This is a genomic window from uncultured Piscinibacter sp. (assembly GCF_937952055.1).
In the GTDB taxonomy this organism is placed as follows: domain Bacteria; phylum Pseudomonadota; class Gammaproteobacteria; order Burkholderiales; family Burkholderiaceae_C; genus Piscinibacter.
In genome coordinates this window covers 167,681-181,276 of sequence record NZ_CALFYO010000019.1, presented here as the reverse complement: position 1 = coordinate 181,276, position 13,596 = coordinate 167,681, and the positions used below count along the sequence as shown (strand labels likewise).

Below are 13,596 nucleotides of genomic sequence, written 5' to 3'. Positions count from 1 at the left end.
GGTGTCAGCGGGTGGAGCAGCCCGACGCCGCTGTCACGCCGCAAGCAGCGCCCTGGCAGCAGTGGGCGGTGAGGTACTCGAGCAGCGCATTCATCTGCGCGATCGAGGGCCGGTAGATGAGGTTGCGGCCCTCGCGCAGCTGCGTCACCAGGCCGGCGTGCGCCAGCTCCTTCAGGTGGAAGGACAGCGTGGAGCCCGGCACGTCGAGCATGGCGCCGAGCTCGCCGGGCGTCAGGCCGGCGGGCGCGGCACCGACCAGCGCGCGGAAGATGCGCAGGCGCTGGCCCTGGGCGAGCGCGGCAAGCGAGGCGACGGCAATCGATTCATCCATATTTCCAGTTTCATCGAAATATAGATTCTCGTCAAGCGGTCCAGAATCGGGCCGCGCTCCACCCCACCGCCACCGCAGGGATCCGCCATGACCGTTCTCGACCCCGACCTGCGCCGCACCTGGCTGTTCGGTCCCGGCGCCGACGCGCAGGCGCACGACGCCATGCTCGGCAGCGGCGCCGACGCCCTGATCGTCGACCTGGAGGACTTCACGCCGCCGGCGCGGCGCGCCGAGGCGCGCGGCCTGCTCGCAGGCTATGTGAAGGGCTGCCGCGCGCGTGGCCTGGTGGCCGCGGTGCGCATCAACCAGCTCGACGGCGACGGCAGCGCCGACCTGGCTGCGGCGATGGCCGCGCGGCCGGACGTGATCGCTCTGCCGATGGCCGAGCACGCTGCGCAGCTGAGCGCGCTCGACGCCGCGATCGCGGACTGGGAGACGCGGCTGGACATCGAACCCGGCCGCACCGAGATCCTGCCGGTGTGCGAGACGGCCCTGGGGGTGGCCGATCTGCGCCGCATCGCCGCCGCCAGCCCGCGCATCCGAGCGGCGCTGCTCGGCGCCGAGGACCTGGCCCACTCCCTGTGCGCCGAGCGCGGGCCCGATGCGGTGGAGCTCGATCACGCGCGCCGGCGCTTCCTGCTCGACGCGCGCGCTGGCGGCATCGAGCCGATCGACGCGCCCTACACCTTCAGCGATGCCGACGGCGCGGTGCGCGAGGCGCTGTTCGCGCGCCGGCTCGGCTACCGCAGCAAGTCGCTGGTGCGGCCGGAGCATGCGGCAGCGCTGAATGCCGCCCTCACGCCGGGCGCCGACGAGCTGCGCCGCGCACAGGCCATCGTCGAAGGCTTCGAGGCGGCGCGCGTCCGTGGCGAGGAGCGCGCGCTGGTCGGCGGCCTGTGGGTCGAGGTGCCGAGCTATCGCAACGCCCGGCGGCTGCTCGAGCGGGCGCGCCGGCTCGGAGAACGCTGAAGCCGACCCGCGCATCCGCCCGCCGGCCCGACCGCCCACGCTTCGCATGCCCGCCCCGCTTCGAATGGCCCTGCGCCCCGTGCTCGCCGCACTCGCCATCGCGTCCCTGCTCTACGCGGCCTTGCTGGCATTGCTCTGGGTCGGCCAGGAGCGGCTGATCTTCCTGCCGACGCCGCTGCCGCAGACCCAGTCGCTGGCGCGCGAACCCGACGTGCACGAACGCTTCGTCGACGTCGACGGCGCGCGGCTGTCGGTGCTGGAGCTGCGCCTGCCCGACCCGAAGGGCGTGGTGTTCTTCCTGCACGGCAATGCCGGCAACCTGGCGAGCTGGTTCGTCCATGCCGACTTCTACCGGCGCGCCAACTACGACCTGGTGATGCTCGACTACCGCGGCTACGGCAAGAGCAGCGGACGCATCGAGAGCGAAGCGCAGCTGCACGCCGACGTGCGCGCGGTGTGGCAGCAGGTGGCGCCGCGCTACGCGGGCCGGCGCATCGTCTTCTATGGCCGCTCGCTGGGCACCGGCCTGGCCGCCGCGCTCGCCGCGCAGGTGCAGCCCGACCTCACGCTGCTCGTCTCCCCCTTCGAGAGCATGAGCGCGCTGGCCCGGCAGCACTACCCCTGGGTGCCGCCCGCGCTGCTGCGCTACCCGCTGCGCACCGACGAGCGGATCGGTCGCATCCGCACACCGGTGCTGCTGCTGCACGGCGACCGCGACGAGCTGGTCCCGTTGGCGCACAGCCTGGCGCTGCGCGAACGCGCGCCCGGCGCGAGGCTGGTCGTGGTGCCCGGCGCGGGCCACAACGACCTGCACCAGTTCAAGCCCTACCTCGATGCCGCAGCGGCGGCGCTGGGCGCTCTCTAGGACTCGTCGCCCAGTCGCGGCAGCAGCAGCTGCCGCCCGGTCGGCGTGAGCTCGACCGCGCGATCGTTGCCGCGTCGCAGCCAGCCGCGCTCGAGCAGTTGCGCGAGCAACGCGTCGGCCAGTTGCCCGGCGAGATGGTCACGCCGCTCCGACCAGTCCATGCAGGCATAGGCGTAGCGGCGCCGGCCGCTCGGCGGCGGCGGCGCGAGGCCGAGGCCGGCCAGCCAGCCCCGCCCTTCGTCGGTGAGCGTGTAGCCGTCCACCGCGGGGCGCAGACCGCGCTGCGCGAGCAGGCTCTCGAACAGGCGCACGCCGAGTCGCCCCGCCAGGTGGCCGTAGCAGCAGCGCGCCTCGCGCAGGCGCTGGCGCGCGGGGCGCGACCAGGCCTCGTCGCGCGTCCCCTGCTCGGCCACCAGGGCGAGCGCCTCCAGAGCGTGCGCCACCTCGGGCCCGGCGAGACGGTAGTAGCGATGCCGGCCGCGCGCCTCGCAGACGACGAAACGGGCGTCGAGCAGCCTGGCCAGATGGCCGCTGGCGGTGGCCGGCGTCACCGAGGCCGCCCGCGCGAGTTCGCCCGCGGTGGCGCAGTCGCCCGACAGCAGGTGGCTCAGCATGCGCGAGCGTGCCGTGTCGGCCACCATCGCGGCGGCGCGGGACAGGCGCGGTTCGTGGGCGCCGGACATCGCCTCAGAGCAAGGTGTCGAGCGAGTCGGCCGGCGCCTGCGCGCGGTCGAGCAGACCGTAGTCGCGCATCACCGCCGCCACGCGCAGCCGGTAGCCGGCGAACACCGCGGCGCGTCCCTGCCGCTGCGCGCCGCGGTGGCCGCCGTGGCAGCGCCAGCGGCGCACCGCTTCCTCGTCGCGCCAGAAGCTCAGCGACAGGAAGCGCCCCGGCCGCGTGACGCTCTCGAAGCGTTCCACCGAGACGAAACCATCGCTGGCCTCCAGCTCGGCGCGCAGCGCGGCGGCAATCTCGAAGTAGCGCGCCGCCTGGCCCTCGTGCGGCTCGACCTCGAAGATCACGGCGATCACGCCGCCACCTCGCACGGCACGTCGCGCGTGGAGGGCACGTCCTCCAGCCAGCTGCGCTGCTCGCGCAGGATGAAGCGCTCGCGCTGCGCGAAGGCGAAGTTGTCGCGGCCCTGCGCGTCGGCCCTCAGCGCGGCGCGGTAGCGCTCGTAGGCGGCCAGATCGGCAAAGCCGATCAGGCCCCAGGCGACGTCGTTGCTGCCTTCGTGCGGCAGGAAGTAGCCGATCAGGTGGCCGCCGCAGCGCGGGATGATGCGGCCCCAGGCTTCGGCGTAGCGCCGGAAGGCATCGCGCTGGAAGGGGTCGATCTGGTAGCGGATGAAGCAGGTCAGGCTCATGGTGCGGGCGCCTCGCCGTGGACGGGATGGCCGCATGGTGCTCCCTAACCTGCCGTCGATGTTTCGGCGCGCGTCGAAACGAGGCTCAGCGCGGATCGTCGACGTGGATCTGCAGCGCCTCGAGAAAGCGTGACACCATGTTGTAGGAGGCGATCGTCGCCACCAGCTCGACCAGCTGGCGTTCGCCGAGCCTCTCGCGCACCGCCTGCAGCACCGCATCGGCCACGTGCACCTCGCGCGTCATCGCGTCGCACAGCGCCAGCACCTCGCGCTGCAGCGGCGTGAAGCGGTCGGCGGCGGCGCGCCAGTCGGCCAGCGCGTCGAGCTGCGCCTGGCTCAGGCCCTCCTGCAGCGCGATCGGCGCGTGCTGGTCGGCCTCGTAGGGCGCGCCATTGAGGTGGGCGATGCGCATGATGACCAGTTCGCGCAACCCGCCGGGCAGCGAGAGCTTCTGCCGCACCTGCGTCATGAAGGCCAGCCAGCCTTCGGCCAGCGGCGGGCTGTGCATGAGCATCTGATAGAGGTGCAGCACGCTGCCGCGCTCCGCGACGATGCGCTGCACCAGCGGCTGCGCCTCGGCGGCGCCCAGGTCGGCGTAGGGGATGCGTGCCATGGGTTCGTGCGTGAGTGGATCAGACCGCTCCTATGCGGGCGGACGGGTGCGGCCGGTGGTCGACATCGTAGCCGCCATGCGCGGCGCGCGGCAGGAAGCCGCGGCGGCACATCAATCGTCGCGCGGTGCCGGCATGCGCGCGAGGCAGCGGCGGTGGCGTTCGTCGACGCGCTGGGTGAACCACTCGGTCGTCAGCCGGCGCGTGAACTTCGGGCTGTGCAGGTCGATGCGCGGCACCACGGCGCGCGGCAGCGTGCGGCGGTCGAGCTGCTCGGCATAGGCGAAGACCCGCCCGTACAGCCGCGACTGCTCGAAGCCGGCGGTGTCGCCCGACTCGAGGTCGCGGCGGATGGCCGCTTCGCTGAGTCCCAGGCGGCCGGCGAGCGTGGCGGCGGCGCGCTCGGTCTCGCCGCGCGGTGCACCGGCCGCACGCGGCAGCAGATCGCCGTCCTGCGCCACCGGCAGGCCCGACGCGACGGCCAGCGCCTGCTGGAAGGCCGCGTTGCGGCTCGCGAAGCGGCCGGCGTTGAAGTCGGCGAAGCGGTAGCGCATGTCGTCGTAGGGCGCGTCGTAGTCGAGCAGGTGCGCCGTGCCGAAGTACAAGCCACCACGCCGCGTGAACACTTCGCGCCGCAGCGACTTCGGCACGGGGTAGGGATAGGACCGCTCCTCGGCGTGCGCCTGGGCGAAGGCGATGCTGACCTGCATCGGACCGCCGGTGCGCACCGGATTGCGATCGGCAAGAAAGGTCCTGCCCAGCGGCACCATGTCGACGAAATCCTCGAAGACCTCGCTGAGCTGCCGTTCGGTCTTCGCCGCCCGGATGCGCTCGGCATAGCTCCGACCGTCCGGCGAGGACAGCGCCAGCGCAGCACGCACGGCGAGCATCGGCACGCCGGCACTGCCCGCGCGGCGCTCGATTTCCTTCGATGCGATCGCCGCGAGGCCGGGCACGACCGGGTCGGCGCGAAAGCCCGATTCCTGCTCGGTGACGGCGAGCACTGCGCAGAGGTTCCCGGGCGTCGACGGCAGCGCCAGCGTGGCAAGCGCGGCGTGGATGTCGGTGGCCCAGCCGGCGCGGTCGTCGACGTGCGCGGGCAGCACGCGCAGCACGGCCTCGCGCGCTTCGGTCGGCCCCATGCCCTGCGGCACGGAGGGGGGCAGCGCGCAGCCGGCGAGCAGCGATGCGGCGGCGAGGGCGGAGGTGGCGGCAGTGGCGTGTCGTGGCATCGGTCGCGGGAGCGGATCCGGCCGCATTCTGGGCCCGACCGGTCAGGGCGCCCTGCTTGCTCCGCCGCACGGCGCGGCGAACCGGGTTCGGCGCGAGCACGCGGCGAAAGCGCCACCCCATTGCCGCCCCGGTTGCGTGGCGTCAACCTGCCTGGCGCGCCGCTGCCTAACCTGAACTCGCCCGGCCAGCGGGTGGCTCGACCACACACGAGACAAGGGGAGCAGACATGAACCGGAAGAACACGCTGCGGCGCACACAGGCCCTGACGCCGCTCGCTCTGGCCCTGCTCGCCGCCTTCCCGCTGTGGACGCAGGCCGCCACGATCGAGTGCCTGACGCTGGGCGACTGCCAGGGCGATCAGTCCGAGGGCATCGACATCGTCGCGCCGCCGAACACGCTCAACGTGTTCAACCTCGCCGGCAGCGGCATCCGGCCGGTGGCCTCGAAGCCCGGCATCCAGCTCACCAGCCAGGGCGGCGCCAACCTGACCGTGTTCAGCGGCCTGGGCGGCGCGCCGGTGAGCATCGTCACGCTGGGCGCCGACGGCATTCGCGTGCGCAGCGCGGGCCGGCCGAGCGGCGTGACCGTCGATGCCTTCCTCGATGTGCCCATCCCGCCCTCGCCCTTCCTGCCGCTGCCGCCGGGCGCCACGCCGGCCGCGGGCGGCGTGGTGACGGTGATCAACCACGGCAACATCACCACCAGCGGCGCGTCGGCCCATGGCATCGAGGCGCTCAGCAGCACGCTGGGCTACGCGAGCGACGTGACCGCGCCGCTGGCCGCCTTCGACGCCTCGCGCTTCAGCTTCGCGGTGACGCAGGTGGACGGCGCGGCCGTGAGCTTCGGCACCGCTGTGCCGACGCGCCTGGCCGAGATCACCGTCGCGCCCAACGGCCAGTGGACCTTCTCGGACAGCTTCGGCGCAAGCCATGGCACTGCCACCTTCAACGCCGACGGCACCGTCGACCTCGTGCTCGACGAGGCCTACTTCGAGCAGAACCTCGCCGCCGGACAGCGACAGATCGTCGCCGTCCCCATCGTGATCGACGGCACGCGCTCGGACGGCGCGACCCAGCCAGGCCTGAAGGGCTACGTGATCGTCGCCTACAGCAAGGACGCGGACGGCGTGCTGACGGCAACGAAGTCCACCTACTTCCCCGCCTACGGCCAGAGCAGTCGCGTCGCTACGGCCGAGCGCCTGCCCTGGCCCGACCTGCAGGGCTACGTGGCGAGCCTGCTCGCCACCGCCGAAGGCGCCGGCGGCAGCGGCGGCAGCGTCGCGGTCGAGCACCGCTCGGGCCTCATCCTCACCCAGGGCGCGGCCGCGCACGGCGTGCTGGCGAGGAGCCAGGGCCAGGGCGGCGCCGCCGGCGACAACGGCGGCGGCTTCTGGACCTTCGGACTCGACGCGCCCGAGGCGGGACAGGCCGGCCACGCCGGCGGCAAGGCGCAGGTGCGCGTCGACGGCGGCATCACCACCACGCACAAGCCGCCGGCTGGCACGGTGCTGGACCCCGACCTCGGGCTGGCGCAGGCGAGCATCGGCGCGTTCGCGCACAGCGCCGGCGGCAACGGCGGCAAGGGCGGCGACGGCGGCACCTACTACGACGGCCGCAAGGGCGGCGACGGCGGCGCCGGCGGCGAGGTGGTGGTGACCGGCGGTGGCACCATCCTCACCGAGGGCCGCTACGGCATCGGCATCTACGCGCTCAGCGAAGGCGGCAATGGCGGCCAGGGTGGCTCGGCCGAGTTCGTCACCGACGGCGCACCCGGCGGCGCCGGCGGCGTGGGCGGCAAGGTCACCGTCGACGGCAGCTGGAACGTCACCACGCTGGCCGACGATGCGCACGGCATCTGGGCGAAGAGTGCGGCCGGCACCGCCGGCGGCGGCGGCAGCGGCGGCTGGGCGGCCGGATCCCCGGCCAGTGGCGGTGCCGCCGACGATGGCGGCGACGTCACGCTGACCAGCCGTGGCAAGGTCAGTACCGGCGGCAACGACGCGATGGCGTTGTTCGGCCAGAGCGTGGGCGGCTTCGGCGGCAGCGGCGGCAGCGGCGGGAGCATCTTCTATTCGCGCGGCGGCAGCGGCAGCAGCGCCGGCAGCGGCGGCACGGTGCGCGTCACCAACGAGGCCGGCGGCGAGCTCGCCACCGCCGGTGTCGCCTCGCATGCGCTCATGGCGCAGAGCGTCGGCGGCGGCGGCGGCGCCGGCGGCACGGGCGCCGGCATCGTCGCGCTGGGTGGCAGAGGTGCCGAGGGCGGCAACGGCGGCGACGTGTTCGCCGTCAACCGGGGAACGATCACCACGTCCGGCCAGGATGCGCGCGGCATCTACGCGCAGAGCGTCGGCGGCCAGGGCGGCGACGGCGGCAGCGCCACGGGCATCGGCGCGATCGGCGGCGCGGCCAGCGGCACCAGCACGGGTGGCGACGTCGACGTGACGAACGACGGCCGCATCAGCACCGGCGGCAGCGGCGCCAACGCCATCTTCGCGCAAAGCATCGGCGGCGGCGGCGGCAGCGGCGGCTCGAGCACCGGCTGGTTCGCGGTCGGCGGCAGCGGCGGCGGCGGCGGCGCCGCCGGCACGGTGACGGTGCGCCACGGCGGCTCGCTGTTGCACACCACGCAGGCCGACGCCAGCGCGATCTACGCCCAGAGCGTGGGCGGCGGCGGCGGCAAGGGCGGCAACGCGGTGGCGGTGGGCACGATCGCGGCAGTGGCGATCGGCGGCCGCGGCGGCGCGGCCGGCGCGGCATCGACAGTCACCGTCAACACCACGGCCGGCGAGATCTTGACCGAAGGCGAACGCTCCTACGGCATCTTCGCGCAGAGCATCGGCGGCGGCGGCGGCTCGGGCGGCTTCGCGGCGGCCACCACGGTGGGCGTCGGGGCGGCCGACTTCGCCTTCGCGGTGGGCGGCAAGGCCGGCGGCGGCGGCGCGGCCGGCGAAGTGCAGGTCGACAATGCCAGCCGCATCGAGACGAAGGGTGAAGGGGCGGTCGGCCTGTTCGCCGAAAGCATCGGCGGCGGCGGCGGCACGGGCGGCTTCGCCTTCGCCGGTGCGTTCAGCGCCGGGGTGGGCGTGTCGCTGGCGATGGGGGGCGAGGGCGGCATCGGCGGCGCGGGGCTGAAGGCGAGGGTCGGCAACAGCGGCACCATCGTCACCCGCGGCGCGCGCGCCATCGGCCTGCAGGCGCAGAGCGTGGGCGGCGGCGGCGGCAACGGCGGCTTCAGCCTCAGCGTCGCCGGCGGCGGCATCGGCGCGATCGGCCTCGGCCTCGGCGGCAGCGCCGGCGGCGGCAACGCCGGGGGCATCGTCGAAGTCATCAACAGCGGCGGCATCGACACCAGCGGCGCGGAATCCCACGCGCTGTTCGCGCAGAGCGTGGGTGGCGGCGGCGGCAACGGCGGCTTCAACGTCTCGGCGGCCTTCGGCGGCACGGCGGCCGGCAGCTTCGGGCTTGGCGGCAAGGGAGGCTCCGGCGGCGACGCGAACACCGTGACGGTGGAGAACCGTGGCCTGCTGGTGACGCGCGGCGAGCGCGCCGTCGGCCTGTTCGCGCAGAGCGTGGGCGGCGGCGGCGGCGACGGCGGCTTCAGCATCGGCGTTTCTGCCGGAGGCGCCGGCGCCGGCACGCTCAATCTCGGCGGCAGCGGCGACACCGGCGGCGACGCGGCCAAGGTCGAGGTCGACAACCATGGCGACATCCACACCCTGAAGGCCGATGCCCACGGCCTGTTCGCGCAGAGCCTCGGCGGCGGCGGCGGCAATGGCGGCTTCAGCGTCGCGGTCAGCGGCGCCGGCACCGGTTCGGGCAGCATCGGCCTGGGCGGTGCCGGCAGCGGCGGCGGCGAAGGACGCCTCGTCGACGTCACGCAGCGCGGCAACATCGGCACCGAGGGCGCGGGCGCGGTGGCGCTGTTCGCGCAGAGCCTGGGCGGCGGCGGCGGCAACGGCGGCCTGAGCGTGTCGGCCGCGTTCGGCGGCACCGGCGCCGGCACGCTGGACATCGGCGGCAACGGCGCCGGCGGCGGCGCCGGCGGCTCGGTGCTCGTCGACCACGACGGCGCGCTCACCACGCTCGGTCGCGATGCCCACGGCCTGTTCGCGCAGAGCGTGGGCGGCGGCGGCGGCAACGGCGGCTTCAGCCTCGCGCTGTCGGCCGCGGGCACCGGCGCCGGCAGCATCGGCATCGGCGGGCGCGCCGGCGGCGGCGGCAACGGCCTCGACGTCAACGTCACCCAGCGCGGCCTGATCCATACCGCCGGCGATGGCGCGATCGGCCTGTTCGCACAGAGCGTCGGCGGCGGCGGCGGCAATGGCGGCTTCAGCCTCGCGCTGTCCGGCGCCGGCACCGGCGCGGGCACGATCGGCATCGGCGGCAAGGGCGCGGGCGGCGGCGACGGCGATGCGGTATGGGTCGACAGTGCCGGCGAGATCGTCACCGCTGGCGCACGGGCGCACGGCCTGCTGGCGCAGAGCGTGGGCGGCGGCGGCGGCAACGGCGGCCTGAGCATCGCCGCGAGCGGCGGCGGCAAGGGCGCGGGCAGCCTGAGCATCGGCGGCGCCGGTGCAGGCGGCGGCAACGGCAAGGCGGTGACGGTTGCCAGCGGCGGCAGCATCGACACCTTCGGCGAAGGCGCGGTGGGCCTGTTCGCGCAAAGCGTGGGCGGCGGCGGCGGCAACGGCGGACTGGCCGCCGCCGCGGCGATCGGCGGCTCCTATGCACTCAACCTGGGCTTCGGCGGCAATGCCGGCCAGGGCGGCGATGGCGGCGCGGTGCAGGTCGACGGCACCGGCGCCATCGTCTCGCGCGGCGACGGCGCACATGCCATCCAGGCGCAGAGCATCGGCGGCGGCGGCGGCAACGGCGGCCTGGCGATCACGCTGGGCATCAACGCGCCCACCGGCAGCGGCGCCGAGATCGGCGTCACCGTCGGCGGACAGGGCGGTGGCGGCGGCCTCGGCAGCACCGTGGCGGTGGGCCGCGACGACCGTGCGCTCACCGGCACGCTCGTCACCCTGGGCGACAGCGCGCACGGCATCTTCGCGCAGAGCGTCGGCGGCGGCGGCGGCCAGGGCGGCAGTGCGGTGGGCTTGAGCTTCAGCGCCGACGGCAAGCTGGACAAGAAGGCGAAGACGGTGACGGCGAACGTCACCGTCGCCGGCACCGGCGGCAGCGGCAACATCGGGGGCACCGTGACGGTGAACAACGCCGCCACCATCGACACCGTCGGCGGCGACTCGCACGGCATCCTCGCGCAGAGCATCGGCGGCGGCGGCGGCACCGGCGGCGGCGCGAAGACGATCGGCCTGTCGACCACCGGCCTGCTGCCGCTGAAGGACAGCGAGGGCACGCGGCTGGGCCTCACCGTCAACGTCGGCGGCGACGGCGGCAGCGGCAACAAGGGCGGCCTGGTCACGGTGGTCAACGAAGGCGCGATCCAGACCCGCGGCGCCTACTCGCGCGGCATCTTCGCGCAGAGCGTCGGCGGCGGCGGCGGCGCGGTGTCGCAGGGCGTGCTCGGCACGGTCGGCGACTGGATCGACGGCGCGCAGAACGTGCTCGGCGGCGTGGCGCTGGCGAAGACGCTGTACGACGCGTTCGACCAGAAGGATGCCAGCGGCCTGATCCCGAGCAGCCTGTCGATCACGGTGGGCGCCAGCGAAGGCAGCGGCGCCGACGCCGACAAGGTGCGCGTCGAGAACCATGCCGACATCGGCACGCTCGGCTTCGGCGCGCACGGCGTGTTCGCGCAGAGCATCGGCGCGGGCGGCGGCGATGCCAAGGCCTACGCGGAGGGCCGCGGCGGCGGCGAGTCGGTGGGCACCGCGATCGGCCTGCTCGGCGAGTTCGTCATCGGCGGCGCCGGCGGCGCGGCCGGCTCGGGCGGCGCCGTGGAAGTGGTACACAGCGGCCGCATCGACACCGCGGGCGACCAGGCCCACGCGATCTACGCACAGAGCGTCGGCGGCGGCGGCGGCCAGGCCGGCAGCGTGGCCGGCGGCTTCAGCGGCATCGACGCGATCGGCCTGGGCTTCGGCTTCGGTCGCAACGGCGGCAGCGCCGGCAATGGCGCGGCGGTGACGGTGGACAGCCAGGGCACGCTCGTCACCGAAGGCGAGCGCTCGATCGGCATCCTCGCGCAAAGCGTCGGCGGCGGCGGCGGCGCGGCCGGCGATCGCTCGGGGCTGGCCTTCTTCGGCAGCGTCGGCGGCTCGGGCTCGGGCGGCGACGTCACGGTGACACACGACGGCGCCATCGTCACCGGCGGCGCACGCGCCCATGGCATCTTTGCGCAGAGCGCCGGTGGCAGCAGCAGCGGCGCCTACGCCGGCCGCGGCGGCATGGTCAGCGTGACGCTGCGCGGCGCGGGCATCGCCGTGTCAGGCACCGACGCCGACGCCATCCTCGCGCAGAGCATCGGCGTGGACGGCGGTCGTGACATCCGCGTGCTGATCGAGGGTGCGACCGTGCAGGGCGGCGCCGGCGGCGGTGCCGGCGTGCGCTTCCTCGACGGTGCGGACAACCTGCTCGACAACCGCGGCGCAGTCACCAGCCTGGCCGGCATCGACGGCCTCGCGGTGGCCGGCACGGTCGGCGGCGAGACGGTGCGCAACGCCGGCCTGATCGTCGGCAACGTGGACCTTCGCAGCGGCGCGAACGCCTTCGACAACCTCGCCGGCGCGGGCCTGTACAGCGGCACGCAGCTGCGCCTCGGCAGCGGCAACACGCTGAGCAACGACGGCCTGCTCGCGCCTGGCGGCGCCGGCCGTCGCCTGACCAGCGTGCTGGACGGAGACCTCGTGCAGGGCAGCCAGGGCCAGCTCGACATCGACTTCGACGCGATGGCCGCCGAGGCCGACCGCATCGACGTCAGCGGCAGCGCCAGGCTCGACGGCGAGCTGCTGCTGCACGTCACGAACCCGGTGCCGGCCGACACGCAGATCACGCTGGTGTCGGCCGCCGGCGGCACGGCATCGTCGGGGCTGACGATCGAGTCCGCGCGCTCGGCGGTGGCGAACTACGCGCTCGTCGACACCGGCACCGCGGTGCGGCTGCAGTACCGCATCGACTTCTCCGACGTTGCCGGCCTGAACGACAACCAGCGCCGCGTCGGCGCGCATGTCAACGACATCCAGAGCGCCGGCGGCACGGCGGAGTTCTCGCCGCTGGCCACGGCGCTGTTCGCGCTGCCCGAGGCGGAGGACCTGGCGAATGCCTACGACCGCCTCAGCCCCGAGCCGCACGGTGCACTGGCGACGACCTCGCTGCTGTCCAGCCTGCAGTTCAGCGACAGCCTGCTGAGCTGCCGTGTCGCCGAAGGCGAGGCGCACTTCGTGCGCGAGGGCGAGTGCGACTGGCTGTGGGCCGGCATGAGCACGCTGCGCCAGGACCAGACCGGCGATCATCTCGGTTTCGAGCGCAAGACCTTCGGGGTCTCCGGCGGCTTCCAGCGGCAGATCGCGGCCGGCTGGCATGCCGGGGGGGCCGCCGGCATCGAACACGGCATCGTGCACAGCGACGGCCTGGCCGGCCATCGCGGCGACCAGTGGCAGGCCGCAGGCATGCTCAAGCACCAGCGCGGCGGCACCACCTGGTCAGCCTCGCTCGCCGGCGGCAGCGGCCGCTACCAGGCCTGGCGTGCCGTCGACCTGCCCAGCGGCGACGTCACGGCGCGCTCGACGCAGCGCGTCAACTTCCTCGCCACGCACCTGCGCGTCGGCCAGTTGTTCGACCAGGGCAGCTGGTACCTGCGCCCGGTGGCCGACCTCGGCGTCACCCGCGTCGAGCGGCGCGGCTTCGACGAAAGCGGCGCGGGCGCGGCGAACCTGAGCGTGCGCGCGGCGACGCAGAACTTCGCCACGCTGCAGCCTGCGCTCGAGATCGGCGCCGAGTCGCGCCGTGACGACGGTTCGCTGCTGCGGCCCTCGCTGCGCGTCGGTGTGCTGCGCCTGCTGTCGGGCACCTCGCCGCAGACGCAGGCCACGCTGCAGGGCGCGCCTGACTCGGTGGCGCCGTTCACGGTGCAAGGCCAGATCGACCGCACGCTGGCCGAGGTGAGCGCGTCGCTCGATCTGCTCGACCGCAGCGGCACGGTGCTGCGCCTGGGCTACGGCGGCCTGTTCGGCCCGCAACTGCGGCGGCACACCGCCACGCTCAAGGTGTCGATGCCGTTCTGAGCGTGGCCACGCCGGTGTCCCCGCCGAGCGAGCCG

The 13,596-nt window shown here is 74.4% G+C and carries 9 protein-coding genes; 3 read left to right on the top strand and 6 right to left on the bottom strand.

The window, feature by feature from the left end:
- Window positions 1–4: 4 nt before the first annotated feature.
- On the bottom strand, window positions 5–331 hold the full coding sequence (locus Q0599_RS08270) for a helix-turn-helix transcriptional regulator (protein ID WP_298828198.1): 327 nt from the start codon (window positions 329–331) through the stop codon (window positions 5–7).
- A gap of 87 nt (window positions 332–418) precedes the next feature.
- Here Q0599_RS08270 and Q0599_RS08265 point away from each other — a divergent pair, with 87 nt between their 5' ends.
- Both Q0599_RS08265 and Q0599_RS08260 read left to right on the top strand, forming a co-directional pair.
- Window positions 419–1,300, top strand: a complete 882-nt coding sequence (locus tag Q0599_RS08265; protein WP_298828196.1) for an aldolase/citrate lyase family protein — start codon at window positions 419–421, stop codon at window positions 1,298–1,300.
- A 64-nt stretch (window positions 1,301–1,364) separates the two neighbouring features.
- Window positions 1,365–2,165 carry an alpha/beta fold hydrolase gene (locus Q0599_RS08260; RefSeq protein WP_298828194.1) on the top strand — a complete coding sequence of 267 codons (801 nt, stop codon included), beginning with the start codon at window positions 1,365–1,367 and terminating at the stop codon, window positions 2,163–2,165.
- On the opposite strand, the gene Q0599_RS08255 is transcribed toward Q0599_RS08260, so the two are convergent.
- The 5 genes from Q0599_RS08255 to Q0599_RS08235 form a co-directional block, all read right to left on the bottom strand.
- The gene (locus Q0599_RS08255) at window positions 2,162–2,848 is read right to left on the bottom strand and encodes a helix-turn-helix transcriptional regulator (protein WP_298828192.1); all 687 of its coding nucleotides are present in this window, start codon (window positions 2,846–2,848) and stop codon (window positions 2,162–2,164) included. The two genes, Q0599_RS08260 and Q0599_RS08255, sit on opposite strands and share 4 nt — an antisense overlap.
- A 4-nt stretch (window positions 2,849–2,852) precedes the next feature.
- Window positions 2,853–3,197: an antibiotic biosynthesis monooxygenase gene (locus tag Q0599_RS08250; RefSeq protein WP_298828190.1), complete on the bottom strand. Its 345-nt coding sequence runs from the start codon at window positions 3,195–3,197 to the stop codon at window positions 2,853–2,855.
- A complete protein-coding gene (locus tag Q0599_RS08245; protein WP_298828188.1) occupies window positions 3,194–3,532 on the bottom strand; it encodes an NIPSNAP family protein in 339 nt (112 codons plus the stop codon). The genes Q0599_RS08250 and Q0599_RS08245 overlap by 4 nt, the downstream gene beginning before the upstream one ends.
- An 85-nt stretch (window positions 3,533–3,617) precedes the next feature.
- Entirely contained in the window at window positions 3,618–4,145 is a 528-nt protein-coding gene (locus tag Q0599_RS08240; RefSeq protein ID WP_298828186.1) for a carboxymuconolactone decarboxylase family protein, read from the bottom strand.
- 111 nt (window positions 4,146–4,256) lie between these two features.
- The gene (locus Q0599_RS08235) at window positions 4,257–5,375 is read right to left on the bottom strand and encodes a DUF1615 domain-containing protein (RefSeq protein ID WP_298828184.1); all 1,119 of its coding nucleotides are present in this window, start codon (window positions 5,373–5,375) and stop codon (window positions 4,257–4,259) included.
- A gap of 227 nt (window positions 5,376–5,602) precedes the next feature.
- Here Q0599_RS08235 and Q0599_RS08230 point away from each other — a divergent pair, with 227 nt between their 5' ends.
- The gene (locus Q0599_RS08230; RefSeq protein WP_298828182.1) at window positions 5,603–13,561 is read left to right on the top strand and encodes an autotransporter outer membrane beta-barrel domain-containing protein; all 7,959 of its coding nucleotides are present in this window, start codon (window positions 5,603–5,605) and stop codon (window positions 13,559–13,561) included.
- Window positions 13,562–13,596: the final 35 nt, after the last annotated feature.